The following is a 25352-nucleotide window of genomic DNA, read 5'->3' on the forward strand; positions in this document are numbered from 1 at the left end:
GCCGGCAGCCGCACCGCGGCACGGGAGCGGTCGGCTACGGTCGACGCGTTCATCGCGACCCATTCCCATGACCGACACACCCGATCCCATCGAACGATTCGACAACCCGCGGCCGCTGTTTCCGGGCGAGCACATGGTCGACCTGGTGGGCGGCATCGCCGCCTGGATGCTCACCCGCAAGCATCCGTCGCTGGCCGTCCGCACGCTCGGCACCTTCCTCGGCGCGACGCTGGTCGCCCGCGCGGCGCACGGGCGCCACCGGCTGAGCCAGGTGATGCGCTGGACGCCGATCGGGGGCGGAATCAAGCGCAACTGAGGCGCGGGCCCGGGCCTACTGCATCGCCCGCGCGATGTAGACGCCTTCCTTGCCGACGACGGGCTCGCGCGCCGGCATCAGGATCGTGCAGTCCTCCGGCGCGCGGATCTCCTCGTCGCCATCGGTCGCGATCAGTTCGCCGGCGGCGAACGTCTCGAAGCCCCGCACCGTCCGCGCAAAGCGGTACTCGGGCGTGCGGATCACGTACGTGCGCAGCAGTTCGAAGCGGCGCTGCGCGGGTTTCGGGTCCGGCGCGACGGCGCCGTCGATGAGGCCGTAGAAGGCGAGGAAATGCTGCGTCACGCGAACGGCCAGCTCGCCGGTCGCGCGGCGAAAGTGGCCGCCGCATTCCGCGACCAGCGCCGCGCCGGCGCCGGCATCGGCCAGGCCGTGCCGGCCATGCTGGATCAGCGGCGTGCCCGAGCCCAAGCCCGAGGGCATCACCAGGTGCACCGACGGCTCGCCGATCGCCAGCGCGACCTGCTCGTTGGCGCTGCGCGCGGGGTAGACCCAGAACGGCTCGACGTCCTGCGCCGTCGAATGCAGGTCGAGGATGTGGTCGGCGGCGGCGACGATCGGGCGCAGTTCGCGCGCGCGGCGCAGCTCCGGGCTGTCCTCGCTGCCTTCGAGCTGCCCGGCGGACCACACGCGGTTGAGGTTGTGCACGAGCTGCCGGCTCGCGAACGGGCGCTCCGGGTCGAACGTTTCGTAGGCCGCCACGTTGGCGAAGCTCACGGTGAGCACCCCGCGCAGCGGCCGCACGCCACGGTCCAGCAGGTCGCACGCGGCGACCATCCCGCAGAACTCGTTGCCGTGGGTGAGGGCGTTCACCAGCACGTGCGGGCCGGGACGGCCCGAGTCGAAGCGGTGGACGTAGTCGATGCCCGTGTTGCCGGCGCGGTAGGCCGAGAGGTCGCGGGGCAGCAGGTCGAGCAGCGGGTTCGCGGTCATGCGCGATTGTCACTTGCCGCGAAGGCGTCCTACAGCCGCCGCTCTCGGCGCGGTGCAATGCTGGCGGCGACGCCCCCAGGAGAGCCTGCCATGACTGCCACTCCCCGCACGCCCGACGTCCAGGACCCCGCCCGCGACGACGGCCTGTCTCCCGCCGCCGACGACGGCGTCACCGGCATGCCCGACGGCCCCGGTCCGCACGACGTTCCCGATGACAAGGTGATCGAGCGGACGCTGCCCACCTCGAAGCCCTCGCGCGACGACGACAAGCCGGCGCGCTGACCCGGGCGGCCCCACGCATCGGCGCAGAATGCGGCCGATGCCCCACCAGGCCACCCTCGAGATCGCCACCCGCGGACGCGGCACGCGCGACATCACCGCGGACGTGCAGGGCGCGGTCGCCGCATCGGGCATCCGCTGCGGCATCGCGCACGTGTTCGTGCAACACACCAGCTGCTCGTTGGTGGTCACGGAGAACGCCGACCCCGATGTGCGGCGTGACCTCGAGACCGTGCTGTCGCGGGCCGCGCCGGACGGCGACCCCGCGTACCGCCACGACACGGAAGGTCCGGACGACATGGCCGCGCACGCGCGCACCGTGCTGACCGGCGAATCGCTGACGCTTCCCGTCGGCGACGGCCGCCTGCGGCTGGGCACGTGGCAAGGCCTGTTCTTGTGGGAGCATCGGGCCGGGGCGCAACGGCGCACCATCGTCATCACCGTGCTGGGCGAATGAACATCACTTCCCTCGAACCCGCGACGCTGCCCGATCCAGCGCGCGACCCACGCGCCTTCCTCGAGGCGCTCTATGCCGCGGCCGTGCGGCGCGCGCTGCCGCTGCACACGCTCGGTGGCTTCCTTCCCAAGGCGCCGCCCGGCCGCACGCTGGTGCTCGGCGCCGGCAAGGCCGGTGCCGCGATGGCGCAGGCGGTCGAAGCGCTGTGGCCCGCGGACGCGCCGCTGTCGGGGCTGGTCATCACGCGCTACGGGCACGTGCCGCCGCGCCCGGACGGCCTCCCGAAGCGCATCGAAGTGGTCGAGGCGGCGCATCCCGTGCCCGATGCGGCCGGCCTGCACGCAACGCAACGCATCCTGCAGCTCGCGCACGGCCTCACCGCCGACGACCTGGTCCTGTTCCTGATTTCCGGCGGTGGCTCCGCATTGCTGGTCGCGCCGGCAGAAGGGCTCACGCTGGAGGACAAGCAGCGCATCAACCGCGAGCTGCTGCTGTCGGGCGCGACCATCGGCGAGATGAACTGCGTGCGCAAGCACCTGTCGCGCGTCAAGGGCGGGCGTCTGGCCGCGGCCTGCCATCCGGCGCGCGTGGTCACGCTCACGATCAGCGACGTCCCCGGCGACGACCCGTCGGTGATCGCCAGCGGCCCGACCGTGCCCGATGCGAGCAGCTGCGCGGACGCGGTCGCGATCCTGCAGCGCTACGGCATCGACGTGCCGGGCGCGGTGATGAGCCTGCTGGAGCAGGGCGCGCTGGAGACGCCCAAGCCCGGTGATGACGTGTTCGCCGGCCACGAGGTGCACCTGGTCGCGACGCCGCAGCAGTCGCTCGAAGCGGCGGCGGCGCTCGCACGCTCGGCCGGCATCGACGCGCACATCCTCGGCGACGACCTGGAAGGCGAATCGCGCGAGGTCGGCAAGGTCCATGCGGCGCTCGCGCGCGCGGTCGCCCGGCGCGGCCAACCGTTCCGGCGCCCGTGCGTGATCCTGTCCGGTGGCGAGACGACGGTCACGGTGCGCAAGCAACCCGAGGGCACGCCGCGCGGGCGCGGCGGCCGCGCCGGCGAGTTCTGCCTGGGTCTCGCGCATGCGCTGCAAGGGCAAGCCGGCGTGTGGGCGCTGGCGGCCGACACCGACGGCATCGACGGCGTGGAGGACAACGCCGGCGCCTTCGTCGCGCCGGACACGCTGCAACGTGCAGCCGCAGCGGGGCTGCGCATCGACGACCACCTGCAACGCAACGATGCGTACGGCTTCTTTGCCGCGCTCGATGCGCTGGTGATCACCGGTCCGACGCAAACCAACGTCAACGACTTCCGCGCACTGCTCATTCCCTGACGTAGGACCGGGCTGACAGACGGCACGCGTGTCCCGTCGTAAAAACGGCACGTCGCCCAGGCTCTGCAGGTCCCGCTTGGCGCCACGTCGAGCAGGAGCATTGCAAATTGGGTATTCGCGTACTGGTGGTCGAAGACGTCAAGGCGTCGCATGAACTGATCCTGGAGTCGCTGCAACTCATCGGCGGCTTCGACGTCGTCGGCAGCTGCCCGACCGAATTGCAGGCGCAGCAGTGGCTGCACGACCGGCCTTCCGACTGCGACCTCGTCATCCTCGACCTGATGCTGCGCGAAGGCTCCGGCTTCGCGGTGCTCAACCAGATGCGCAAGCGCCGCGACCCGCCGCAGATCGTCGTCTTCAGCGACTTCGCGACGCCCGCGGTCGCCGAGAAGTGCCGCGCGATGGGCGCGGTCGATGCGATCTCGAAGGAGGACTACCGCCAGCTGCGCGTGTTCCTCGAGCGCTACCGCAGCGGCACGCTCACCGACCGGCCGTCCTGTGTCGACACGCGACAACGCACGCATTGACCGCGCGCGGGGCGCCGTGACACACTGCGCGTCCCTTCAACCTCCAGGAGAGTGACCATGCAAAAAGATCTTGCCCTCTTCCTGTCGGCTGCCTGAAGCGGTCCCCGCACTCTCCTTCCTTTCCTTCCCGAGTGCCCGAGCGCCGCAGCAGCGGCCGGCTTCCAACCCCCTTCGTGCCACGCGCCTGATGCGCGCGGCTGTCGTGCGCGCGTGCTTTTGCGCGCGCACTGGAACCGACATGACTCGAGCACCATGCACATCGATTTCGACTCCCTGCGGGGGATCGGCCTGTCCCAGGCCATCGTCTCCCGCCTCGGCGCGGAGGGCATCCCGCCCGGCCTGCGCCTCGCGCGCGTCACCGAGACGCAGCGCGACTGCCTGACCCTGCACGACGGCCACGAGGACCACCTCGCCCGTCCCACCCACCGCCTGCACGCCGTGCTGCAGGCGCGCGACGCGCCACCCACCGTGGGCGACTGGGTCCTCGCCGGTCCCGACGACCACGGGGCGTGGTGGGTCCATGAACGGCTCGACCCGGTGACGCAGATCGCGCGCCGGGCCAACGACGGCCGCCGCCAGCAGCTGGCCAGCAACGTGGACACCGCGTTGCTGGTGATGGGGCTGGACCTGGACTTCAACCCGCGCCGTGCCGAGCGCTACATCGCCACCGTGCGCGCCGCCGGCGTCGCGCCGGTCGTCGTGCTCACCAAGGCCGACATCGCAGCGCACGGCGCGCAACGCGTCGACGAACTGCGGCATCGCCTGCCGGCGTCCGTGCCGGTCGTGGCGGTCGACGGCACCAGCGACAGCGCGCGCGTCGCGCTGTGGTCGTGGCTGGGCGAAGGCCAGACGCTGGTCCTGCTCGGCGCTTCGGGCGCGGGAAAGTCCACGCTGACCAACACGCTGATCGGCGACGACGTGCAATCGACGGGCGGCGTGCGGCAGGGCGACGGCCGCGGCAAGCACACGACCACCGCGCGCTCGCTGCACTTCTGCACGGGCGGCGCCTGCATCATCGACACGCCGGGGCTGCGCACCTGGCGTCCCGATGCGGACGCCGCCTCGCTGGCGGCGACGTTCGACGACGTGGAAGCTCTCGCGGGCGGCTGCCGCTTCCGCGATTGCCGGCATGACGGCGAGCCGGGCTGCGCGGTGCGTGCGGCCGTGGCCGCGGACCGGTTGTCGAACTACCGCAAGCTGCTGCGCGACGCGCAGCGCGGCGAGAGCACGCCACTGGAGCGCATCGCGCTGCGCCGCAAGTGGAAGGCGATCGGCAAGGCCGGCAGCGAGCGCACGCGCGAGAAGCGGCGCTGACGCGTGCGACTCACTCGCAGAGCGCGCGGATCGAGGGCGGCGGCGGCATCGCGAAGATGCTGCCGTCGTCGCGGCGGCCGGCGAAGATGCGGACCTCCTCGCACTCCATCAGCAGGTCGTCGCCGCGCATCACGCGGTAGCGCTGCACGAAGCTCTTGTTGCGCCATTCGGCGATCGAGGTGTGCAGCTGCAGGACGTCGCCGTAGGTGGCGGTCTTGACGAAGCGTGCGTGCGTGTCCACCAGCGGCGTGCCGATCACGCCCAGCGTGCGCTCGGTCTCCGTCCAGGTGGGCACGCCGCAGGCGATGAAGAAGTGGCGCGAGGCCGCGTCGATCCAGCGGAAGAAGTTCGGGAACCAGACGATGCGGGCCGGGTCGCAATCGCCGAACTCGACCCGCACCTCGTACGCGACTTCCTTCATGCCGCCTTCGCCGCCTGCAGTTCTTCGGCAGGCGCCTGCAGCGGCCAGTGCCTCGTCGCCAGCCCGAGCAGCACGACGCCGCCGGCCAGCGGGATCGCATACACCAGCGCTTCGGCCACCGCATGCAGCGCCGGCACGCCGGACAGGTTGCCCAGCCAGCGGCGCGCGTACATCGCCAGCAGCAGCGGCGCGAGCCACAGCGCGGCGCGGCGCCACACGCCGGCGCTGTCCGCGAGCACTTCGCGGCCGGCCAGCAGGAACAGCGCGGACGCCACGAAGACCAGCGTGAAGAACACGGCGAAGATCGGTTGCGCCGCACCGGCCAGGTCGTGCATCGCCCAGTACGGCACCCAGGCCAGGCACGCCACGCCCAGGCCGATGGCGCAGGCGCGCGCCCGCCGCGAGGCGAGTTCGTCGCTGAACACCAGCGGCCGCTTCATCGACGGCAACAGCAGGATGCACAGCGGGCCGGTGATGGCATCGACCAGCAACGTCATCTGGTAGCCCCAGGCCTCGACCGCGATGCCCTGCCACTGGGCGGCGATGGCGATGGCCAGGTTCATCATGGCCATGTAGGCCGTGAACTGCGTGGCCGCCACGCGCGGGTTCGTGATGTCCATCATGATGGCCGAGCGCGTGCCGTACATCAGGCCCTGGAACACGGCGTACCAGAGCGACGAGATCCACAGCGCGCGAATCAGCTCGGGCATCGGCGCGCCGCCGGGGGCGCGCGGCATGTCGTAGCCGTGTTGCTGCAGGAACCACATCAGCCACAGCACCGGCAGGCTCATGCCCGCGAGGTAGACGGCCAGCGTCGGCCGCCGCCCCAGCTTGTCCGACAGCCAGCCGCCGATGACCATGCAGGCGGCCGAGATGACGTTGGTCCAGAGGTTGAGCGCGCCGACCTCGTCGTCGGCCATGCCGACTTCCACCGCCAGGTTGGATTGCAGCGCGAGGCCCAGCGCCATCGCGCCAGCGGGCAGCAGCGAGAAGAACACGCCGTTGAGCGCGCCGCGGGTGCCGACGAAGGAGCGGAACGAGGCGACCGCGAACGCCTTCATCTCGCCGGTGGCCTGGCGCCACTTGTCGCGCATCGACATCGCGACATGCAGCACGCCTTCGACGACCGGCTCGCGCAGCGGCAGCACGACGAACACAGTGACCGCGGCGATGCAGCCGGCGACGAAGAAGAACGTCGCCGGGAAGCCGATGTAGGGCACGAGGAACAGCACGCCGCTGCCGCCGACCGCCTGGCCGATCGCGGCGCCGGCGAACATCAGCCCGTTGGCCAGCCCGCGCTCGTCCTCGCTGAGCGTGTTGACCGCGAGCGAGTCGATCGCCACGTCCATCGTGGCGGCGAAGGTGTTGTGGACCAGCAGGATGCCGGTGAACAGCGCCAGGCCGGCCGGCAGCGGCACGCCCACGAGCACCACCAGCGTCAGCGCCATCACGACCTGCGTCAGCAGGATCCAGCCGCGCCGGTGGCCGAAGCGCTTGGAGCGGAACACGTCGACGAAGGGGCCGAACGCCCACTTGAACGCCCACGGCAGGTAGAACGCGCCGACGAAGGCGCCGATCTCCGCCGGGCCGACGCCCTGGCGGCGCAGCTGGGTGGCGATCGCGGTGGCGGCGAAGCCGAGCGGAATGCCTTCCGTGACGTACAGCAGGAAGAACGCGGCCAGGCGGCCGCGGCGGCTGGCGAGCAGGTTGGGCATGCGCATGCCCGATCGTACCGGGACCGCACGGAAGGCAGCCGCGAGTGCCGCGCAACGGCGTCCATCCCCCAAACGGGGAGTAGTCCGCGATTCTCGCGCCGTGGACACTCGCGCGGCACTTTTTGCCCTGTAGGAGACGTCGTTCCATGAAAAGTAAATCGATTTGGCTCAATGCATTGGTTGCGAGCACGGTCCTGATGGCCGCCGGCTGCGGCGGCAGTGACGGCGACGAGACGGTGGCAGGCGCCCCGGCTCCCGCGCCGGCGCCTGCCGCGCCCGCACCCGCCCCCGCCGCCGCCGCGGCGGTCCTGACCGGCGTGGCCGCGACGGGCGCTGCGCTCCCGAACGCCAAGGTCACCATCACGGATTCCACGGGCGAGTCGCCCTGCGTCGAAACCGGCATCACCACCAACGGCCTCGGCAGCTACACCTGCACTCTCAAGACGGGCAAGGTGGCGCCGTTCTTCATCGTCGTCACCGACCCCACCGGCAACTCGCCGGCGCTGGTGAGCGTCTCCACCGTCACGCCCGCACCGGGCGCGGCGCTCACGGTGAACGCGACGCCGCTGACGACCGCCATCGTTGCCCAGCTCGCCGCCGACGGCAACGCGATGAGCGTGGTGAACGGCAAGACCGTCGACGCCGCGGCCCTGAAGGCCGTCACCGACAACGTGGTGGCGCAGCTGGCCCCGGTGCTCGCGAGCATCAACGCCCCCGCCGGCTACGACCCGTTCGCCACGTCGATCACGGCCGCCACCGCCGCCGGCACGGGCAACACCGCCGACCTGGTGCTGGACGTGGTGAAGGTCGTCACGGACCCCGCCAGCGGCAAGCTGGCGCTGACCACGATCGACAACCCGACCCCGGTGCCGCTGGCCACCGCGACCACGTCGGGCACGACGGTCGCCGCCCCGGACCCGGGTGTCTCCTCGCTGTCGCAGGCAGCGCAGATCGCCGCCGCCAAGTTCACCGCCTGCTTCGCCCTGCCGGTCGCGCAGCGCGCCCTGAACGTCGTCGACCGCCCGTCGACGGAAGGCGGCCCCGAGGTCGACCAGGTCGGCGAGGCCTGCGAGGACTTCGTCTCCGACGCCTCGAACGCCGGCCACATCGACTACCTGCACAACGGCTACTCGGCCGGCCAGCAGTTCTACGGCATCCTGACCAGCGAGCAGATGACCGGCGCGACCTTCAGCGTCCCGGAGATCATGGCCTTCTATCCGAAGTCGGCAACCGCCGCGCCGGACTCGTTCGAGGCCTACGACCGCGCGGTGATGAACATCCGCTACATCGACTCGAAGGGCAACCCCGGCAGCACGATCACGCTGGCGGCGAAGCTGCCCGGCACCGCGTCGGCCACCCGGCCGACCGACTGGTGGCTGGTGGGCAACCAGCAGCCGGTGGACGTCACGACCAACATGATCATGCGGCGCGTGGAGCAGCTGAATCCCGCCAACACGACCAAGCCCAGCACTTTCCAGGTCGGGTTCTTGGTGGGCGTCAACGCCAAGGGCCCGGGCAGCGTCCACCCCGGCAACGGTTCCACGCTGGCAGCCGCACGCGTGTCCGGCCCTGGGCTGCCCGGCAACGGCGCCGCCGGCAGCGGGCTGGTATTCAAGGTCTCGCCCAACTCGGCCGTGCCAAGCATGGACCTGTTCAGCAAGAACGGCAGCCTGACGACCGGTGCCCTGTGCGGCAACAACACCACGACCAACTGTCCGCTGGTCTGGCTCCAACGGACCATGGGCGTGACCGGTTCCGCTGCGACCACGGTCGTGTCCAACCCCAACAGCCTGCTGTGGGCGCAGCCGCTCGAAGGGTTCGACATCAGCAAGATGGTCAAGGGCGCGCGCTACAAGGTGGAACTGTTCTACGGTACGGACACGGCCCCGCTGTACACGCTGACCAAGACGTTCCTGAACGACGCCGTGCCTGCCACCGTGATGGTGAACCTGCCCTGGAACGCGGCGGGTCCCAAGACGATCGCCGCCCTCGACCCGAATGGCGCCTTCGCGGGTGCGCAGTCGGCACTGGAGCTGGACTGGGTGCAGAACCCGGCCGCGCAGCAGATGCTCAACGTCGGCGCGACGATCGACGGCGTCGGCAGCTATGGGCCGAACGTGGCCATCGCCCCCGGCGCGACGTCCGCGACCCTCACGTATGCCGTGCCTGCCATGACGGTCGGCAATCCGCCCACGCGCCAGGTGAAGTTCAACTACCGCACGACGGACGGCACCTCCAAGTCGTCGGTCTTCCAGTGGAACTGACCGCGTAGGCGATCCGGCGGCGACGCCGGACAGCCGATCGGGCGCCGTGCCCCCCGGGGGGCACGGCGCCCTTTTTCATTCCACGGCCCCTCCCCGACAATGCCGCCATGAGCGCACCGTCCGCCGAACTCGCCACCATCGACGTCCTGCCGGGCGCCGCGTTCGACAGCCAGTCCGGCCTGCAGCAGCTGCGTCCACGCATCTACGGTGCGTTGCATCGTGCCGAGGCGCCGCGCGGCGTGGCCGCGCTCGTGATGCACCCGACGAGCAACTTCATGGGGCACTACCTGCTGCAGCCATTGGCCGCGCGCGGCGTCGCCTGCCTCGGGCTGAACTCGCGCTACGCGGGCAACGACACGCTGCTGCTGATGGAGCGCGTGCTGCAGGACTTGGGCGGCGGCGTGCGGTTCCTTCGCGACCAGGGCTACGAGCGCATCGTGCTCGTCGGCAACTCCGGCGGTGCCGCGCTCGCGGCCTTCTACCAGGCGCAGGCCGAGCACATGGACATCGACACGCTGCCGGGCGGCGAGCCTGCCGGCCTCTCACCGCAGGACTTGCCGCCGGTGCAGGGCCTGGCGCTGTGCGCCGCGCACGAGGGCCGCCCGCACCTGATGCGGCACTGGATCGACCCGTCGGTGTTCGACGAGGACGACCCGATCTCGGCCAACTTCGACCTGGACATGTACGACGAGCGCAATGGCCCGCCGTACGCGCCGGCCTTCCTCGAGCGCTATCGCGCCGCGCAACTGGCGCGCCTTGGGCGCATCGAGACCTGGGTGCGAGAGCGGCTCGCGCTGCTGCGGCGCGTGAAGGTGCCGGGCGCGCCGCGCGACCAGGTGTTCGTCATCCACCGCACGCATGCGGACCCGCGCTTCCTCGATCTCGCGCTGGATGCGAACGACCGCGCCGTGGGCAGCGTGTGGGCCGCTGGCGCCCAAGGCGCGCGAGCGGTGAATGCGGCCGCGAGCCAGATGGGGCGCGTCACGTCGCTGGCCGCGTTCCTGTCGCAGTGGTCGACGTCGAGTCGAGCCGACGGTCCCGCCAACCTGGCGCGCACGAGCGTGCCGGTACTGCTGCACACGTACACGGCGGACCAGTCGACGTTCCCGAGCACGCGCGACGCGTGGCTGGCCGCGGGCGGCGATCGCATCCGCAACGTCGACGTGCGCGGCGGCACGCACTACCTCGCCGGCCAGCCGGAGCTGGTCGCACAGGTCGCGGACGAAATGGCGGAGTGGATGCGCGCGCTGTAGGCGCGTGCTAGTACCAGAGGGTGGCGAGCACGTAGCCCAGCGGCGGGCAGAAGACCAGCAGCAGCAGGACGATCCAGGCCAGCCGGTTCATCTCGCTCGGCGGCCGCTCCGTGACGCGCATCGGCAGGCGCGCGGTCAGCGCGTCCCAGTCGAAATCGCTGTCGTGGAAGGTCTCGTCGCGCCGCATCCCGGAATCATGCGGCAGCTGGCTCGACAGGGGGAAGGGGTGGGTGGTGTCGAAGCGGGCGGAAACGTCCATCACGGGCTCCAAGTGCGGCGTGCGGCCAACACCGCGGTCAACCGACGACGATCACCCGCGCCTGCGGCAGCGGCGCTTCGGGCTCGTAGCCGAACATGCCCCGGCGCACGGTCTCGGCGGCGCGGTTCGCCATCACGCCGCGGCCCCAGTCGTCCGCGGACTCGACGTCGGCTACCCAGGCGCGTTCCAGCCGGACGAGCACAGGGGTCGCGTAACGCGAGCCGCGCCCGCCGGTCAGGCACCAGGTGATCTCCAGGGCGCCGCCGGGCGTCTGCAGGACTTCGGCATGGGGCGGGAAGAAGCGGCGGATCCGGCTCCACAGCAGCCGGTAGGCGCTGGGCCGGTACGGCGCCTGCATCGCCATGGGCGGCTTCCGCGGCACCGCCATCGTTTGCGCTGGACTCATGGGGTCTCCCTGTGGGCCGCCATCGTCGCCGTGGCTCAGCCGGCGGCGCGTAGGACGGCGGGACGACGGCGACACCGCCGGCCGCTGACAGCTGAGCCAGTGTGGATGCTGCGCATCACGCGCGTGGGCGATGCACGCCCACGCTGCTTTGCACGGCCACGGAAGCGCTCGCGACGGGCAGATGGCCCATCCGCGCGGATGATGAGCTGATGCAACTCTCGACCCCGTGGTTCGCCCGCACGCCGCGCCGCCTGGTGCAGGGCGGGCTCGCGATGTTCTTCTCCGGCGGGTTCGGCCTGCTCCTGGGCGGCCTCGCGCAGCTGGCGCCCGACGGCAGCCGGCCGGCGCTGCTGGCCGACCGCTTCCCCGGCTGGCCCACGTGGTGGGTGCCGGAGAGCCCCGCCGGCTACACGGCGGCCGCGATGCTGGTGTGCTGGGGCGTGTGGTCCCTCGGCAGCGGCCTGCGCCTGGCGCGCGGCGAGCAAGTGCCCGACTGACGCTTCGCGCGCCGCGACGCGACGGCGTCCGGGGCCGTGACCGCGTCCGCTCCTACACGGCGCGCCCCGCGGGGTGCGCAGCATCACACCCGATTCCCCATGGAGTCGAACGATGCGCCACCCCCACCTCGATCCCGCCCTGTTCCCCAACGTCCTGCCAGGCAGCGGCTGGGGACCCTGGTCGCACGAAGCGCCCGAGGTGGCGACTGACGGCCCCGGCCTGCTGATGAGCCCTGCGTTCTGGATCGGTGGCGGCCTGTCGCTGGCCCTGTGGGGCGCCGCGACCTGGCTGGTGCTGACGTTCGTCTAGCAGCCTGCTCCTAAGGCGCGAGCAGAGCCACCGCCTGCTGCTCGTCCAGCGGCAGCAGGTAGCCCCTCACCAGCGTCCGCGCGAAATGCCGCAGCGCATGCGGCTGGTGGCACAGCGACACCCGGTAGGCCTCCACTTCGGCCCAGGTGCGGAACGCCGGGTTGGTGAAATACCACCACCAGAACCGCAGCATCCCGACCTCGCGCATCTGGCGGCAATGCACCGCTTCATGCGCCAGCAGTCCCGCGTCGCCACGCACGCGCGGATGCACGACCACCAGCCGGGGCGTCACGGTCATGCCGTCGGCCCAGAACAGGAGCGGGGTGCAGAACACGCGCATGCAGCCATTCTGGCGTGCGCGGCGCGAACGTGGAGCTCAGCCGTGCAATGACCGCAGGACGTTCTCGGCCGTCGCCGGGGCGACCAGCGGCGCGAGCCCGTCGCCACGGGCCGCCGCTACCGCGTCGCGCAGGGCTTCCCACACGCTGATGGCAAGCATGAAGGGCGGCTCGCCCACCGCCTTGCTGCCGCCGACGTTGTCCTCGCGGTTGCCCTCGTGCCAGAGCCGCACCTGGAAGTGCGGCGGCAGGTCGCCCGCGGTCGGGATCTTGTACGTGCTCGGCGCATGCGTCGCCAACAGGCCCTTGTCGTTCCAGACCAGCTGCTCCGTGGTGAGCCAGCCGATGCCCTGGATGAAGCCGCCCTCGATCTGGCCGAGGTCGATGGCCGGGTTCAGCGAAGTGCCCACGTCGTGCAGGATGTCCACCGCCAGCACCCGGTTCTCGCCGGTCAGCGTGTCGATGGCCACCTCGCTGCACGCCGCGCCGTAGGCGAAGTAATAGAACGGCCGGCCGGTCAGCGTGACCTTGTCGTAGTGGATCTTGGGCGTGCGGTAGAAGCCGTCGCTCCACAGCTGGATGCGGTTGGCGTACGCGGACTTGACCACTTCGTCGAAGCCGCGGGTGGTCTTCGGCGAGATCACCTGGCCGCCGCGGAAGCTCACGGCGCCGGCGCCGCAGCCGTCGAGGCCGGCGACGAACGCGGCCAGGTTGTCGCGCACGTTGCGCGCCGCGAACTGCGCCGCGCGGCCGTTGAGGTCGGTCCCGCTGGACGCGGCCGTCGCCGATGCGTTGGGAACCTTCCCGGTCTCCGTCGCGGTGCAGCGCACGCGCTCGAACGGCACGCCGAGTTCGTCGGCCACCACCTGCATGATCTTGGTGTGCAGGCCCTGGCCCATCTCGGTGCCGCCGTGGTTGACCTGCACGCTGCCGTCGGTGAACACGTGCACCAGCGCGCCGGCCTGGTTGAAGAAGGTGGCGGTGAAGCTGATGCCGAACTTGATCGGCGTGATGGCGAGGCCGCGCTTGATGACCGGGCTCTTCGCGTTCCAGCGCGCGATCTCGGCGCGACGCTCGCGGTAACGCGACGACGCCTCCAGTTGCGTGATGAGCGGGTCGAGGATGTTGTCCTCGACCTTCATCCGGTAGTGCGTGACGTTGCGGTCTTCGACGCCGTACAGGTTGGCCTTGCGCACGTCGAGCGGATCGAGCCCGAGGTGGCGCGCGATCTCGCCCAGGATCGCCTCGATGAGGATCACGCCCTGCGGGCCGCCGAAGCCGCGGAATGCGGTGTGGCTCTGCGTGTTGGTCTTGCAGCGGTACGAGCGGATCTCGACGTCGCCGAGGTAGTAGGCGTTGTCGGTGTGGAAGATCGCGCGGTCCGCGACCGGGCCGGACAGGTCGGCCGAGAAGCCGCAATTGGCCAGCATCGCGACCTTCAGTCCCGTGAGGCGGCCGGTGTCGTCGAAGCCCGCTTCCCAGTCGTAGGCGAACGGGTGCCGCTTGCCGGTGACGAGGAAATCGTCGTCGCGGTCCAGCCGCAGCTTCACCGGGCGCCGCAGCTTGTGGGCGGCCAGTGCCGCCCACACGGCCATGTGGCCCGCTTGGGTTTCCTTGCCGCCGAACCCGCCGCCCATGCGCCGGCACTCGACCGTCACGGCGTTGTTCTCGAGCCCGAGCGCGTGCGCGACCCAGTGCTGCACCTCCGCGGGGTGTTGCGTGCTGGAGTACACGTGCCACTGGTCCTGCTCCATCGGGACCGCGTACGCCACCTGGCCTTCCAGGTAGAAGTGTTCCTGGCCGCCGACTTCCAGCTGGCCCTGCAGCTGGTGCCTCGCCGCTGCAAGCGCCTGCTCGGGCTCGCCGCGACGCACCGTCACCGGCGGCAGCACGTAGCTTTGCTTCGCATGCGCCTCGCGCACGTCCAGCACCGCGGGCAGGGGCTCGATGTCGACCTGGACGGCGCGGGCGGCGCGGCGCGCCTGCATCACGGTGTCGGCGACGACCAGGCCGATCACCTGGCCGACGTGTTCGACCTTGTCGCGCGCGAACACGGGCTCGTCGTGCACGAAGGTGGCCAGCACCGGATCGCCCGGAATGTCCTCGGCGAACAGGACGCCGCGCACGCCGGGCATCGCCCGCGCCGCTTCGGCGTCGACGCCGCGCAGCAGGCCGTGCGCGACCGTCGACAGGATGGGCGCGGCGTGCAGCGTGCCGCGCACCTCGGGGATGTCGTCGACGTAGGTCGCCGTGCCGGCGACCTGCGCGCGCGCGCTTTCGTGCGGCAGGGCGCGGCCCGCGGCGGGTTGTGTCGCGGTCGGCGCGTGCGGCGACTGCGTGCCGGGCGCGAGGTTGCGCTCGCCGGCATCGGCGGCCCCGGCGGGCCCACCGCCCGTGGCTGCCGTGAATTCGCCTTCGCGTGCGTTCATGCGGCCACCTCGCCGATCGCGATCCGTTCCAGGTTGATGCCGCGCGCGCCCTGGCTCTCCAGCCAGAACCGCTGCACCAGGTTGCCGAGCACCTGTTGGCGGTAAGCCGCCGACGCCCGCATGTCGCTGATCGGCTGGAACTCGGCGCGCAACGCCTCGGCCGCGGCGCGAGCGGTGTCCTCCGTCCACGGCTGCCCGAGCAGCGCGGCCTCGGCCTGGCGTGCGCGCACCGGCGTCGCCGCCACGCCGCCCGCGCCGATGCCGATGCTCGCCACGCGCCCGGCCTCGAGCTCCATGCGGATGACCAGGCAGACGGCGGAGATGTCGTCTTCGAATCGCTTGGAGATCTTGTACGCACGCAGCAACTCGCCCGGCTGCGGCCGAGGCACCAGGACCGAGCCGACGAGTTCGTCGGGTGCGAGCACGTTGCGCCGGTAGCCCGTGTAGAAGTCTTCCAGCGGGAGTTCCCGCTGGCCGCCCTGGCGCAGCAGCACGATCCGGGCCCCCCGCGCGATCAGCAACGGCATCGAGTCGCCGATCGGCGAACCGTTGGCGACGTTGCCGCCGAGCGTGCCGGCGTTGCGCACCGGCAGGCCGGCAAAGCGCTCGGCGAAGCTGCGCAGTTGCGGCCGGTCCTGCACCAGCGCGTCGTACGCGTCGGACAGCGAGACCGCCGCGCCGATCACGATGTGCGAAGGATGCTGCTCGATGCGGCGCAACTCGCGGGCGCGCGTCACGTCCAGCACCTGGGCGAACTCGCGGTGCTGCTTGGTGACCCACAGCCCGACGTCGGTGCAGCCGGCGACGACCTGGGCATCGGGGTGCGCGGCGCGCAGCGAGAGGAGCTCGTCGAGGGAGTCGGGGGCCATGTAGCCCGCCGCCTCGTGGGAGCCGCGGAGCTGGGCGAGTTGCGCCAGCACCTTCGCCTCATCCACTCCGACTTTCGGCACCGCCGCCATCTCCACCGCCGCGTCCAGGATCGGCCGGTACCCCGTGCACCTGCACAGGTTGCCCGACAGCGCCGACTGCGCCAGCTCGCGCGTCACCGGCTTGCCCTGGCAGACGTAGTTCTGGTACACGCCGAACAGGCTCATCACGAAGCCCGGCGTGCAGAAGCCGCATTGCGAACCGTGGCAGCGGACCATGGCTTCCTGCGCGGGGTGCAACGTGCCGTCCGGCCCGGCGAGGTCTTCCACGGTCCACACGGCCAGCCCATCGACGGAATGCGCGAGCTTGATGCAGCTGTTGACGGCGCGGTACTGCAGGCGGCCGTCGACCGCTTCGCCGAGCACGACGGTGCAGGCGCCGCAGTCGCCTTCACCGCAGCCTTCCTTGGTGCCGGTGCAGCCGAGGTCCTCGCGCAGCACCTCGAGCAGGGTGCGCGCGGGTGGTACATTGCCCAGCGAGACCAGCTCGCCTCGGCGGATGAATCGGATCGTCTGGGAGTGCATGGAGCGATGGTCGGACGAGAGGCCGGCGCCGGAGGCAAGGGCCCTGCCACCTGGAAGCGAAGCCGCCCCGCAGATGAGAGACCACAGTACCACGACCGCCACGCGCGTGGCGACACCGACGTGGTGACCGCCCGCCCGAAGCAGCCATCCGCCGCGGCCCCCCGCCTGCAGCTGCAAGGCATCACCAAGCGCTACCCGGCCGTCGTCGCCAACGACGGCATCTCGCTGTCCGTGCTGCCCGGCCAGACGCATGCCGTGCTGGGCGAGAACGGTGCCGGCAAGTCCACGTTGATGAAGGTCATCTACGGCTCGGTGCGTCCCGACGCCGGCCAGGTGCTCTGGAACGGCCAGCCGGTGCAGGTGCGCAATCCGCAGGAGGCGCGCGCGCTCGGCATCAGCATGGTGTTCCAGCACTTCAGCCTGTTCGACACGCTCACGGTGGCCGAGAACGTCTGGCTGGGCCTGGACAAGCACCTGAAGCTGGCGGAAGTGGCGCGCCGCATCGAGGCCAAGGCCGCCGAGTACGGCCTGCCGGTCGATCCGTCGCGGCCCGTGCACACGCTGTCGGTGGGCGAGATGCAGCGGGTCGAAATCATCCGCGCGCTGCTCACCGACCCGCAGCTCCTGATTCTGGACGAGCCGACCTCGGTGCTGACGCCGCAAGCGGTCGACAAGCTGTTCATCGTGCTGCGCCAGCTGGCGGCGCAGGGCTGCAGCATCCTGTATATCAGCCACAAGCTGCACGAGATCCGCGCGCTGTGCGACGCCTGCACGGTGCTGCGCGGCGGCAAGGTGACCGGCGAGTGCGACCCGCGCCAGGAGAGCAACGCGTCGCTGTCGCGGATGATGATCGGCGCCGAGCCACCGCAGCTGCAGCACCACGACCGCCAGCCCGGCGACGTCGTGCTGCAGGTGCGCGGCCTGTCGCTGGAGCGCGAGTCGCCGTTCGGCGTCGACCTGCACGACGTCGCGTTCGACGTGCGCGCGGGGGAAGTCGTGGGCATCGCGGGCGTGTCCGGCAACGGCCAACGCGAACTGATGGCTGCCGTCTCCGGCGAAGACACGCGCGCGCCGGCCGACGCGATCCGCGTCGCCGGGCAGGGCGCCGGCCGCCTCGGCCCTGCGCGCCGCCGTCAGCTCGGACTGCATTTCGTTCCGGAAGAACGCCTGGGCCGCGGCGCCGTGCCGTCGCTGCCGCTCGCGCAGAACCTGCTGCTCACGAGGACGGATGCGGTCGGCCGCTCGGGCTGGATCGACGTGCGCGCGCTGCGCACGCAGGCGCAGAACCTGATCCAGCGCTTCAACGTCAAGGCGGGCGGCCCGCACGCGGCGGCGCGCTCGCTGTCCGGCGGCAACCTGCAGAAATTCATCGTCGGCCGCGAGATCTCCGCCAAGCCGCGGCTGCTGGTGATCTCGCAGCCGACCTGGGGCGTGGACGTCGGCGCCGCGGCGCAGATCCGCGCCGAGATCCTGCAACTGCGCGACGCAGGCTGTGCGGTGCTCGTGGTGAGCGAGGAGCTGGAGGAATTGTTCGAGGTGAGCGACCGGCTGCACGTGATCGCCAAGGGACGGCTGTCGCCGTCGATGCCGCGGCGCGAGGCCACCGTCGGGAAGATCGGCGAGTGGATGAGCGGGCTGTGGGAGCCGGCGGACGAGGAGGCGACCGCATGATCCGCCTCGAAGTCCGTCCCGAAACCTCGCGCTTCTGGAGCATCGGCTCCCCGGTGCTCGCGCTGCTGCTCACGGTGCTGATCGGCGTCGTGCTGTTCACGGCGCTGGGGAAGGACCCGGTGCGCGCGCTGCAGGTGTTCTTCTGGGAGCCGGTGAAGTCCGGCTATGCGATCGGCGAACTCGCCGTGAAGGCCACGCCGCTGCTGCTGATCGCGCTGGGGCTGGCCGTGTGCTTCCGCTCCAACGTCTGGAACATCGGCGCCGAGGGCCAGTTCATCGTCGGCGCCATCGTCGCCGGCGGCGTCGCCTTGCTCGCGGGCAAGGACACGGGCCGCTGGATCGTCGTCGCGATCCTCCTCGCAGGGGTGGTCGGGGGCATGGCGTGGGCGAGCGTCACCGCGGCGCTGCGTGACCGCTTCAACGCCAACGAAATCCTCGTGAGCCTGATGCTGGTCTACGTCGCCGAGCAGTTGCTGTACTACCTGGTGGTCGGCCCTTGGAAGGACCCGGGCGGCTACAACTTCCCGCAGACGCGCAGCTTCGAGGCCGTCACGCAGATCCCGCGCCTGTTCACCGGCTCGCGCGTGAGCATCGGCTTGCTGCTGGCGCTGGCCGGCGCCGCGGCGCTGTGGGTGTTCCTGTTCCGCACCCGCGCGGGTTTCGCGCAGCAGGTGGGCGGCCTCGCACCGGCGGCGGCGCGCTACGCGGGCTTCTCGTCGCGACGAGCGCTGTGGCTCGCGTTGCTGGTGTCGGGCGGTGCGGCGGGCCTGGCCGGTGCGCTGGAAGTGGCCGGCCCCATCGGCCAGCTGACGCCGTACGTGCCGGCCGGCTATGGCTTCGCCGCGATCATCGTGGCCTTCGTCGGCCGCCTGCATCCCGTGGGGATGGTGCTGTCCGCGATCCTCATGAGCGTGTTCTACATCGGCGGCGAACTCGCCCAGTCGCGCCTGGGCCTGCCCAAGTCGCTGACCGGCGTCTTCCAGGGCTTGCTGCTGTTCACCCTGCTCGCGTGCGACACGCTGATCGCCTACCGTGTCCGCTTCGGGAGGGCGGCGTGATGGACAGCTACGCACTCCTCATCGCGGCCACGCTCAACGCGGGCACCATCCTGGCGCTGGCGGCGCTGGGCTTGTTGATCAACGAGAAGGCCGGCGTCGTCAACCTCGGGGCGGAAGGCATCATGCTGTGCGCCGCGCTCGCGGGCTTCGTCACGGTGGTGCACACGGGCAGCGACTGGCTTGGCTTCGCGGCCGGCATGGCTGCAGGCGCCCTGATGGCCGCGGTGCTCGGCGTGCTGGTCATCTGGCTCAACACCAACCAGTACGCAGCGGGGCTGGCGCTCAGCCTCTTCGGCGGCGGCTTCTCGGCCTTCGCGGGCATCAAGTACGTGCAGGAGAAGCTGCCCGAGCGGCCGCACTTCTCCATCCCCGTGCTCGGCGACATCCCCGTGCTCGGCCCCGCGCTGTTCCGCCAGCACCCGCTGGTCTACGTGGCCATCGCGCTGGCGGTGTTCCTTGTCTGGTTCCTCTGGCGCTCGCGCCTGGGGCTGGTGCTGCGGTCGGTGGGCGAGTCGCCCGAGTCCGCCCACGCGCTGGGCTACCGCGTTCGCTGGATCCGCTTCGCGGCCGTGGTGGCGGGCGGGTCGCTGTGTGGCCTCGCCGGTGCCTACCTCATCGTCGTCTACACGCCGCTGTGGGTGGAAGGCATGGTGGCCGGCCGCGGCTGGATCGCGCTGGCGCTGACGACCTTCGCGACCTGGCGCCCGGCACGGGTCCTGCTTGGGGCCTACCTGTTCGGCGGCGTGACCATGCTGCAGTTCCACCTGCAGGGCGTCGGCGTCGAGGTGGCGACGCAGTTCCTGGCCATGCTGCCCTACATCGCGACGATCGCCGTGCTGGCGCTGATCTCCCGCAACCCCGCGTGGATTCGCGCCAACATGCCGGCGTCGCTTGGCCGGCCGTTTTACCCCGGCTCATAATCCGGGCTCCCGCGCTCACGCACTCTCAGAGGAATATCACGATGGACCTGAAGAAACGATCGCTGCTGCAGGCGGCGGCCCTGTCCGCGCTGGCGGCCAGCGCCCTCGTGGCCTGCGGCAAGAAGGACGAGGCCGCGCCGGCGCCCGCGCCCACCGCCGCCGCGCCCGCATCCGCACCGGCCGCCAAGGCCGAGCCGCTGAAGATCGCGTTCGCCTACGTCGGCCCCGTCGGCGACGGCGGCTGGACCTTCGCGCACGACAACGGCCGCAAGGCGGTCGAGAAGGAATTCGGCGACAAGGTCCAGACCTCCTTCGTCGAGAACGTGCCCGAGTCCGCCGACGCCGAGCGCGTGATCCGCGACATGGCGCAGCAGGGCAACAAGCTGGTGTTCGGCACCACCTTCGGCTACATGGACCCGATGGTGAAGGTCGCCGGCGAGTTCAAGGACGTGACGTTCGAGCACGCCACCGGCTACAAGACCGGCCCGAACCTGAACACGTACGACAGCCGCACCTACGAAGGCGCGTACATGGCCGGCGTGATCGCGGGCGCGATGACCAAGTCCAACACGCTGGGCGTGGTCGGCTCGGTGCCGATTCCCGAGGTGGTGCGCAACATCAACAGCTTCACGCTGGGCGCGCAGTCGGTGAACCCGAAGGTCAAGACCCGCGTCGTGTGGGTCGGCAAGTGGTTCGATCCCCCCAACGAAACCGCCGCGGCCACGTCGCTGATCAACGGCGGCGCCGACATCCTGATGCAGAACACCGATTCGTCGGCCGTGCTGCAGACCGCCGAGAAGATGGGCAAGCGTGCCTTCGGCTGGGACAGCGACATGACGTCCTACGGTCCCAAGGCGCACCTGGGCTCGGCCGTCATCAACTGGGGTCCGTACTACGTCAAGACCACGCGTGACGTGCTCGAGAAGACCTGGAAGGCGTCGCCGGACAAGATCTGGTGGGGCGTCAAGGAAGGCGCCATCGACTTCGTGTCGGTCGCCGCGGACGTGCCCGAAGACGCGAAGAAGAAGCTCGAGTCGGTCAAGGCCGGCCTGAAGGACGGCAGCTTCTCGATCTGGAAGGGCCCGATCGCGGACAACGCAGGCAAGGAAGTGCTGGCCAAGGACGCCGTCGCCGACGACAAGTTCCTGGGCGGCATCAACTTCTACGTCAAGGGCGTCGAAGGCAAGGTGCCGGGCGGCGACAAGAAATAAGCGATGTCATCCCGGCGCAGGCCGGGAACCATGCATGAACAGGCCGCCTCCGGGCGGCCTGTTCATTGACGACGGGCCTAGACTGCCCGTATGTCCCGTTCTCGCCTCTCGCACGCCTGCCTGCTCGTGCTGCCCCTGCTGCATGCCTGCGCGTCGTCCGAGCCCGTCGTGCCCGAAGCGCGCGAGCTGCTGGACACCGTGCGCGCCGATGCCGCGCGGCGCTCGAACGTCGCGGCCTCGCAGGTGCGCGTGCTGAAGGTGGACAGCGTGACGTGGCGCGACGGATCGCTGGGGTGCCCGCGGCCTGGCGTGCTGGCCACGCAGGCGCTGGTGCCGGGCTGGCGCATCCAGGTCGAAGCGGGCGGCCATGCGCTGGACTACCACGCGAGCCGCCGCGGCGGCTTCCTCGCCTGCCCGGCGGGGCGCGCGCAGGACCCGCTCCCTTCGGGACGCGACTGACGAAAAAAAGCCCGGGACCAGCCCGGGCTTGCTGCTTGGCCGCCCTAGGCGGCTTCCAGCTAGTTGTCGATGCGGATGATGGTCGGTGCGGGCAGGCTTGCCCCACCTCCATACACGACGGAACCCAGGTACCTGGTGCCGCTCGCGAGGCCCGATGTGCCCACCGTCACGGTCCCCGTCCCGCCGGTCGTGGCGGTCGCGGGCGCGGACACCGTCATGTTGCCGGCGCTCGTCCCATCGAGGATCCAGCTGTGCAGCGTGAAGTTGGTGCCGGCGGCAGGGGTTGCGAATCCGACCACCCGCACGGTCAGGACGGCGTTCGCGGGCACGCCGGTGAAGTTCACCTCTTCGGCCGCCGTCGGCCCACCGCTCGCACCGACCAGGGCGCCGTTGAAGTAGACCTCCAGGTCGAGGTCGGTCCCGGCGGCCACGTCCGCGTCGAACAGCGAGAAACGCAGGTACGTCACCCCCGCCGGCATCGTGAAGTTGAAGTCCTTGACCGCATTCGTGGCGATGGTCCCGGTGGACCTGGTCGATGCCACGAGGCCACGGGGCTGCACCGTGAACGCGCCGTCATAGCCGAAGGTCACCGGATAGCTCCCCGTCGCTTCGGCAGGGGCCCCCAGCGCGACCGGCCGGGCGACCACGGGCACTCTCACGTTGTGCTTGCCGTCGGTCAGCGTGAGCTGGCCGCCCGTGAAGGCATTCAGGTTGGCCGATGTCCGCGCGAACCGCAGCGTGATGTCCTTCGTCTGGCCCGGGCCGATGGACAACGATGCCGGCGTCATGGAGACGGTGACTCCCGTGAGTCCCGCCGACGATGCCGTGTACGTCGCGCTGGACTTGCCCACGTTGGTGACCCGCCTGGTGACGGTCTGCACGCCGGCCAATGCACCGAGGGCGATCGACGGCGAGTTGAAGTCCGACGGGGCGATCACCGGCACGTTGGCGCTGGTGCAGAACGACACCGGCAGCTGCGTGCCGCACAGGAATCCCAGCCAGTCCGCGAAGCTGGAGTCGAACACCAGGCCCGGGTCGGTGGCCGCGTTCGGCTGCACGAACCCCGCGCCCTGGCGGAAGATGCGGGTCGCATCCGTGATGCCGGTGTCGCCGGTATCGTAGGCGGTGGTCATCAGCGCCGACTTGATCATCATCGGCGACCACGTCGGCTGGATCTCCTTGAACAGCGCGGCGATGCCGGCGATGTGCGGGCTGGCCATCGAGGTGCCGCTGTACAGCGCGAAGTTCGCACCACCGTTGCCCGGGGGCGCGACCGTGGCGAGGACGTCGACGCCCGGACCCATGATGTCCGGCTTCAGCAGGCTGGCCGATGCGCGCAGCGGGCCGCGCGAGGAGAAGTCGGCGGTGGTCGGCACGACGACGCTCATGTCCGGGTGCGACGGGCTGATCGATGCCGTGGCGCCCATGCTGGCCGCGTAGGACTCGATCGCGACGCGGTTGGCCACCGGCAGGTGCACGGTCGGCACGGAGTGGACGTCCGCCACCAGCGAGTCGGTGGCGGGATCGACGTTCACGAGCACCATGCCGACGCCGCCGGCTTCCTTGACCGCGCGGCTCTTGTCCACGCGATCGTTGGTGCCGCGTTCGCAGACGACGATCTTCCCGCTCACGAGGGCCGGGTTCAGGCCGGGGCCGCCGGGCCATGCCGACGAGAAGCAGAGGCGTGCAGCGTCCGCAGCCTTGGTGGCATCGGCCACCGCCGTGGAATTGACGATCGATCCGGAAGCGGAGCCCTGCGTCCCCGAACTGCCCGTGTAGGTGGCGCCGTTGCCGAGGACCAGTTCGGCGACGGTCGGCCGCTTGGTGGCGCCCGCCGCGACCGTGGTGACCCAGGGGCTGGGGTGCGCGACCGTTTGCGTGGTCGGCCCGCTGTTGCCGGCGGACGCAGCGACGAACACGCCGGCATCGGCGGCGTTCAGGAACGCGATTTCCACGCCGTCGCGGAAATTGGTGCTGGTGCCGCTGATGGAGAAGTTGATGACGTCGACGCCGTCGGCCACGGCCTGGTCGATGGCCGCGATGCTGTCCGAGCCGAAGCAGCCGCCGTCCGGCTCGACGGACCAGCAGACCTTGTAGACGGCGATGCGGGCGCGAGGCGCCATGCCGCTGGTGAAGATGCCTGGCCCGGCAGGAACATTGCTGTTGCCTGCCGCGGTGCTGGCCGTGTGCGAGCCGTGCCCGCCCCAATCACGCGGCGAGATGAACTCCTCGGGGAACAGTTCGCGGATGCCGGCGTCCCCGCCCCATCCTGCGTTGTACCAACGCGCGCCAATGACCTTCTGGTTGCAATTGCTCGCGGCGAACTGGTCGCCGGGCGTGCACTTGCCGTGCCAGCCGGGGATCTGCTGGTAGCCCAGCTTGCCGTCCTGCGTCGCGTTGCCGTTGACGCCGGTGCGGTCGCCGAAGCTGGCCGACTCCGGCCAGATGCCCGAGTCGACGATGCCCACGACCACGCCTTCGCCCTTGGCGCCCGTGCGCGTCCACAGGCCGTTGTCACCCGACAGCCCGAGGAAGGCCGGCGTGCTGTTCGTGTCCATCTTGCGCAGTTCGTCCTTGGTCACCGCCAGCACGCCCTTGGTGGCGGCAAGTTGCTGCGCCTGCGCATCGCTCAGTTCGGCGGCGAACCCGTCGAACACGTAGCCGTAGTCGTAGACCTTCCTGGCGTTGCCGACACCGCGCAGCGCCGCGTCATGCCGTCCCGCCAGGTACCCCATGTACCCGACCACCGCGGGCGCGTCGGGATCGATCTTCTTTCCCTTCCCCGGCCTGGTGGCTTGCAACCCCTTGATGCTGCCGTCGTAGCGCGTCACCGGCGCGGCATCCATCTCGACGATGTAGATGCTGTTGGTGCGCCGCGCGGCCGGCACGGCCGAGCCGCGCCGCCTGCCGCCGTCGTCGCCGTAGGTCGCCACCGGGGTGGCCGCCGCCGACGCAGTGTCGGCAACGGGCGCCTGCGGCTGGGCGGCCGACTTCAGTTGCGTGGCCTGGACGGCCGTGGCCAGCTGGGCGGGTGCCTGCGCGACGGCCGGGTCGGGCCCGGACGCGCCGCCGCCGCAGGCGGCGAGCAGCACCGCGAGCGCAGGCGCGAGCGCCAGCGAACGTGGAAGGGTGGGAAGTCGCATCGGGTGATCTCCTGATGCCGGCGTGTTCATGGCGCGCGCGGCGTTTGCTGATGGGATCTCGGCGCCATCGCAGTGCCGGTGGGCGCGCGATGGCTCAGCCATTTCGCGCGCGCGCCACATGGCTCGTCAAGAGGGGCAACAGCAGGAATCGCGGGCTTCCAACGCGACAATCGCCGCTGCCACGCGTGCACCGATGCACGCACCTTGGGCGGCGTTCTCGTTTTCCCTTGGAGTCCCCCACGGCCGCGCTGCGGCGCAGGCCGCGATGCGTGTCGTGCGTGGAGGAGGGCGCCGGCGAAGACGTGCTTCGCCGGCGCGCCGGGCATCACCGGCTTCGTGAAGGCCCGCCGCCGGGCGGGCCTTCAC

The 25352-nt window shown here is 70.8% G+C and carries 24 protein-coding genes; 15 read left to right on the forward strand and 9 right to left on the reverse strand.

All coding sequences use genetic code 11. The features are described 5' to 3' along the window. Positions 1 to 67 precede the first annotated feature (67 nt). Positions 68 to 316, forward strand: a complete 249-nt coding sequence (locus I8E28_RS04595) for a hypothetical protein (protein WP_200786710.1) — start codon at positions 68 to 70, stop codon at positions 314 to 316. 15 nt (positions 317 to 331) lie between these two features. Here I8E28_RS04595 and I8E28_RS04600 read toward each other — a convergent pair whose 3' ends face one another. Beyond that, positions 332 to 1267, reverse strand: a complete 936-nt coding sequence (locus I8E28_RS04600) for a M14 family metallopeptidase (RefSeq protein ID WP_200786713.1) — start codon at positions 1265 to 1267, stop codon at positions 332 to 334. A 90-nt stretch (positions 1268 to 1357) separates the two neighbouring features. On the opposite strand from I8E28_RS04600, the gene I8E28_RS04605 reads away from it, so the two are divergent. From I8E28_RS04605 to rsgA, 5 genes are all read left to right on the forward strand, one after another. Continuing rightward, positions 1358 to 1549, forward strand: a complete 192-nt coding sequence (locus I8E28_RS04605) for a hypothetical protein (protein WP_200786716.1) — start codon at positions 1358 to 1360, stop codon at positions 1547 to 1549. Positions 1550 to 1586: 37 nt separating this feature from the next. Next, positions 1587 to 2003, forward strand: a complete 417-nt coding sequence (locus I8E28_RS04610; RefSeq protein ID WP_200786719.1) for a secondary thiamine-phosphate synthase enzyme YjbQ — start codon at positions 1587 to 1589, stop codon at positions 2001 to 2003. Next, positions 2000 to 3340, forward strand: a complete 1341-nt coding sequence (locus tag I8E28_RS04615) for a glycerate kinase type-2 family protein (protein ID WP_200786722.1) — start codon at positions 2000 to 2002, stop codon at positions 3338 to 3340. Before I8E28_RS04610 ends, I8E28_RS04615 begins: the two co-directional genes overlap by 4 nt. Before the next feature lie 107 nt (positions 3341 to 3447). After that, positions 3448 to 3867 (forward strand): response regulator, encoded by a 420-nt coding sequence (locus tag I8E28_RS04620; protein WP_200786725.1) that lies wholly within the window; start codon positions 3448 to 3450, stop codon positions 3865 to 3867. Positions 3868 to 4119: 252 nt separating this feature from the next. Further along, positions 4120 to 5181 (forward strand): ribosome small subunit-dependent GTPase A, encoded by a 1062-nt coding sequence (rsgA, locus tag I8E28_RS04625; protein ID WP_200786727.1) that lies wholly within the window; start codon positions 4120 to 4122, stop codon positions 5179 to 5181. A gap of 10 nt (positions 5182 to 5191) precedes the next feature. On the opposite strand, the gene I8E28_RS04630 is transcribed toward rsgA, so the two are convergent. Next, positions 5192 to 5602 carry an acyl-CoA thioesterase gene (locus tag I8E28_RS04630; protein ID WP_200786730.1) on the reverse strand — a complete coding sequence of 137 codons (411 nt, stop codon included), beginning with the start codon at positions 5600 to 5602 and terminating at the stop codon, positions 5192 to 5194. Further along, complete coding sequence (locus tag I8E28_RS04635) at positions 5599 to 7317, reverse strand: MFS transporter (RefSeq protein WP_200786733.1); 1719 nt, start codon at positions 7315 to 7317, stop codon at positions 5599 to 5601. Before I8E28_RS04635 ends, I8E28_RS04630 begins: the two co-directional genes overlap by 4 nt. Before the next feature lie 146 nt (positions 7318 to 7463). On the opposite strand from I8E28_RS04635, the gene I8E28_RS04640 reads away from it, so the two are divergent. Both I8E28_RS04640 and I8E28_RS04645 read left to right on the forward strand, forming a co-directional pair. Further along, the gene (locus I8E28_RS04640; protein ID WP_200786737.1) at positions 7464 to 9581 is read left to right on the forward strand and encodes a hypothetical protein; all 2118 of its coding nucleotides are present in this window, start codon (positions 7464 to 7466) and stop codon (positions 9579 to 9581) included. Positions 9582 to 9688: 107 nt separating this feature from the next. Next, positions 9689 to 10834, forward strand: a complete 1146-nt coding sequence (locus tag I8E28_RS04645) for a S9 family peptidase (protein ID WP_200786740.1) — start codon at positions 9689 to 9691, stop codon at positions 10832 to 10834. A gap of 7 nt (positions 10835 to 10841) precedes the next feature. On the opposite strand, the gene I8E28_RS04650 is transcribed toward I8E28_RS04645, so the two are convergent. Both I8E28_RS04650 and I8E28_RS04655 read right to left on the reverse strand, forming a co-directional pair. Further along, on the reverse strand, positions 10842 to 11093 hold the full coding sequence (locus tag I8E28_RS04650) for a hypothetical protein (protein ID WP_200786743.1): 252 nt from the start codon (positions 11091 to 11093) through the stop codon (positions 10842 to 10844). Between the two features lie 37 nt (positions 11094 to 11130). Beyond that, on the reverse strand, positions 11131 to 11499 hold the full coding sequence (locus I8E28_RS04655; protein ID WP_200786746.1) for a hypothetical protein: 369 nt from the start codon (positions 11497 to 11499) through the stop codon (positions 11131 to 11133). Positions 11500 to 11708: 209 nt separating this feature from the next. Here I8E28_RS04655 and I8E28_RS04660 point away from each other — a divergent pair, with 209 nt between their 5' ends. Then, positions 11709 to 11996, forward strand: a complete 288-nt coding sequence (locus I8E28_RS04660; RefSeq protein WP_200786749.1) for a hypothetical protein — start codon at positions 11709 to 11711, stop codon at positions 11994 to 11996. A gap of 112 nt (positions 11997 to 12108) precedes the next feature. Next, positions 12109 to 12306, forward strand: a complete 198-nt coding sequence (locus I8E28_RS04665) for a hypothetical protein (RefSeq protein ID WP_200786752.1) — start codon at positions 12109 to 12111, stop codon at positions 12304 to 12306. Positions 12307 to 12316: 10 nt separating this feature from the next. Here the strand turns inward: I8E28_RS04665 and I8E28_RS04670 are convergent, their stop codons facing one another. Genes I8E28_RS04670 through xdhA form a run of 3 tightly spaced genes read right to left on the reverse strand, consistent with a single transcriptional unit; the run spans position 12317 to position 16524 of the window. Continuing rightward, positions 12317 to 12646, reverse strand: a complete 330-nt coding sequence (locus I8E28_RS04670; protein ID WP_200786755.1) for a hypothetical protein — start codon at positions 12644 to 12646, stop codon at positions 12317 to 12319. Between the two features lie 36 nt (positions 12647 to 12682). Next, on the reverse strand, positions 12683 to 15073 hold the full coding sequence (xdhB, locus tag I8E28_RS04675; RefSeq protein WP_200786758.1) for a xanthine dehydrogenase molybdopterin binding subunit: 2391 nt from the start codon (positions 15071 to 15073) through the stop codon (positions 12683 to 12685). After that, positions 15070 to 16524, reverse strand: a complete 1455-nt coding sequence (gene xdhA, locus I8E28_RS04680; RefSeq protein WP_200786761.1) for a xanthine dehydrogenase small subunit — start codon at positions 16522 to 16524, stop codon at positions 15070 to 15072. The genes xdhB and xdhA overlap by 4 nt, the downstream gene beginning before the upstream one ends. Before the next feature lie 6 nt (positions 16525 to 16530). Here xdhA and I8E28_RS04685 point away from each other — a divergent pair, with 6 nt between their 5' ends. The 5 genes from I8E28_RS04685 to I8E28_RS04705 all read left to right on the forward strand — a co-directional run bounded on the left by I8E28_RS04685 (position 16531) and on the right by I8E28_RS04705 (position 21843). Beyond that, a complete protein-coding gene (locus I8E28_RS04685) occupies positions 16531 to 18195 on the forward strand; it encodes an ABC transporter ATP-binding protein (RefSeq protein WP_200786764.1) in 1665 nt (554 codons plus the stop codon). Beyond that, the gene (locus I8E28_RS04690) at positions 18192 to 19253 is read left to right on the forward strand and encodes an ABC transporter permease (RefSeq protein WP_200786766.1); all 1062 of its coding nucleotides are present in this window, start codon (positions 18192 to 18194) and stop codon (positions 19251 to 19253) included. Before I8E28_RS04685 ends, I8E28_RS04690 begins: the two co-directional genes overlap by 4 nt. Continuing rightward, on the forward strand, positions 19253 to 20173 hold the full coding sequence (locus I8E28_RS04695; RefSeq protein WP_200786769.1) for an ABC transporter permease: 921 nt from the start codon (positions 19253 to 19255) through the stop codon (positions 20171 to 20173). Before I8E28_RS04690 ends, I8E28_RS04695 begins: the two co-directional genes overlap by 1 nt. Before the next feature lie 41 nt (positions 20174 to 20214). Further along, positions 20215 to 21384, forward strand: coding sequence for a BMP family ABC transporter substrate-binding protein (locus I8E28_RS04700; protein WP_200786772.1), 1170 nt, complete (start codon positions 20215 to 20217; stop codon positions 21382 to 21384). A gap of 90 nt (positions 21385 to 21474) precedes the next feature. Further along, positions 21475 to 21843 (forward strand): hypothetical protein, encoded by a 369-nt coding sequence (locus tag I8E28_RS04705; RefSeq protein ID WP_200786775.1) that lies wholly within the window; start codon positions 21475 to 21477, stop codon positions 21841 to 21843. A 59-nt stretch (positions 21844 to 21902) separates the two neighbouring features. On the opposite strand, the gene I8E28_RS04710 is transcribed toward I8E28_RS04705, so the two are convergent. Further along, entirely contained in the window at positions 21903 to 24986 is a 3084-nt protein-coding gene (locus tag I8E28_RS04710) for a S8 family serine peptidase (protein WP_200786778.1), read from the reverse strand. Positions 24987 to 25352: the final 366 nt, after the last annotated feature.

The organism is Ramlibacter algicola (assembly GCF_016641735.1).
GTDB classification, from domain to species: domain Bacteria; phylum Pseudomonadota; class Gammaproteobacteria; order Burkholderiales; family Burkholderiaceae_C; genus Ramlibacter; species Ramlibacter algicola.

What these genes read in the sequence shown, in the direction of transcription:
- I8E28_RS04595 (WP_200786710.1), top strand. Translation starts at nt 68, where the DNA reads ATGACCGACACACCCGATCCCATCGAACGATTCGACAACCCGCGGCCG.
- I8E28_RS04600 (WP_200786713.1), bottom strand. Translation starts at nt 1,267, where the DNA reads ATGACCGCGAACCCGCTGCTCGACCTGCTGCCCCGCGACCTCTCGGCC.
- I8E28_RS04605 (WP_200786716.1), top strand. Translation starts at nt 1,358, where the DNA reads ATGACTGCCACTCCCCGCACGCCCGACGTCCAGGACCCCGCCCGCGAC.
- I8E28_RS04610 (WP_200786719.1), top strand. Translation starts at nt 1,587, where the DNA reads ATGCCCCACCAGGCCACCCTCGAGATCGCCACCCGCGGACGCGGCACG.
- I8E28_RS04615 (WP_200786722.1), top strand. Translation starts at nt 2,000, where the DNA reads ATGAACATCACTTCCCTCGAACCCGCGACGCTGCCCGATCCAGCGCGC.
- rsgA (WP_200786727.1), top strand. Translation starts at nt 4,120, where the DNA reads ATGCACATCGATTTCGACTCCCTGCGGGGGATCGGCCTGTCCCAGGCC.
- I8E28_RS04630 (WP_200786730.1), bottom strand. Translation starts at nt 5,602, where the DNA reads ATGAAGGAAGTCGCGTACGAGGTGCGGGTCGAGTTCGGCGATTGCGAC.
- I8E28_RS04635 (WP_200786733.1), bottom strand. Translation starts at nt 7,317, where the DNA reads ATGCCCAACCTGCTCGCCAGCCGCCGCGGCCGCCTGGCCGCGTTCTTC.
- I8E28_RS04640 (WP_200786737.1), top strand. Translation starts at nt 7,464, where the DNA reads ATGAAAAGTAAATCGATTTGGCTCAATGCATTGGTTGCGAGCACGGTC.
- I8E28_RS04645 (WP_200786740.1), top strand. Translation starts at nt 9,689, where the DNA reads ATGAGCGCACCGTCCGCCGAACTCGCCACCATCGACGTCCTGCCGGGC.
- I8E28_RS04650 (WP_200786743.1), bottom strand. Translation starts at nt 11,093, where the DNA reads ATGGACGTTTCCGCCCGCTTCGACACCACCCACCCCTTCCCCCTGTCG.
- I8E28_RS04655 (WP_200786746.1), bottom strand. Translation starts at nt 11,499, where the DNA reads ATGAGTCCAGCGCAAACGATGGCGGTGCCGCGGAAGCCGCCCATGGCG.
- I8E28_RS04660 (WP_200786749.1), top strand. Translation starts at nt 11,709, where the DNA reads ATGCAACTCTCGACCCCGTGGTTCGCCCGCACGCCGCGCCGCCTGGTG.
- I8E28_RS04665 (WP_200786752.1), top strand. Translation starts at nt 12,109, where the DNA reads ATGCGCCACCCCCACCTCGATCCCGCCCTGTTCCCCAACGTCCTGCCA.
- I8E28_RS04670 (WP_200786755.1), bottom strand. Translation starts at nt 12,646, where the DNA reads ATGCGCGTGTTCTGCACCCCGCTCCTGTTCTGGGCCGACGGCATGACC.
- xdhB (WP_200786758.1), bottom strand. Translation starts at nt 15,073, where the DNA reads ATGAACGCACGCGAAGGCGAATTCACGGCAGCCACGGGCGGTGGGCCC.
- xdhA (WP_200786761.1), bottom strand. Translation starts at nt 16,524, where the DNA reads ATGCACTCCCAGACGATCCGATTCATCCGCCGAGGCGAGCTGGTCTCG.
- I8E28_RS04685 (WP_200786764.1), top strand. Translation starts at nt 16,531, where the DNA reads ATGGTCGGACGAGAGGCCGGCGCCGGAGGCAAGGGCCCTGCCACCTGG.
- I8E28_RS04690 (WP_200786766.1), top strand. Translation starts at nt 18,192, where the DNA reads ATGATCCGCCTCGAAGTCCGTCCCGAAACCTCGCGCTTCTGGAGCATC.
- I8E28_RS04695 (WP_200786769.1), top strand. Translation starts at nt 19,253, where the DNA reads ATGGACAGCTACGCACTCCTCATCGCGGCCACGCTCAACGCGGGCACC.
- I8E28_RS04700 (WP_200786772.1), top strand. Translation starts at nt 20,215, where the DNA reads ATGGACCTGAAGAAACGATCGCTGCTGCAGGCGGCGGCCCTGTCCGCG.
- I8E28_RS04705 (WP_200786775.1), top strand. Translation starts at nt 21,475, where the DNA reads ATGTCCCGTTCTCGCCTCTCGCACGCCTGCCTGCTCGTGCTGCCCCTG.
- I8E28_RS04710 (WP_200786778.1), bottom strand. Translation starts at nt 24,986, where the DNA reads ATGCGACTTCCCACCCTTCCACGTTCGCTGGCGCTCGCGCCTGCGCTC.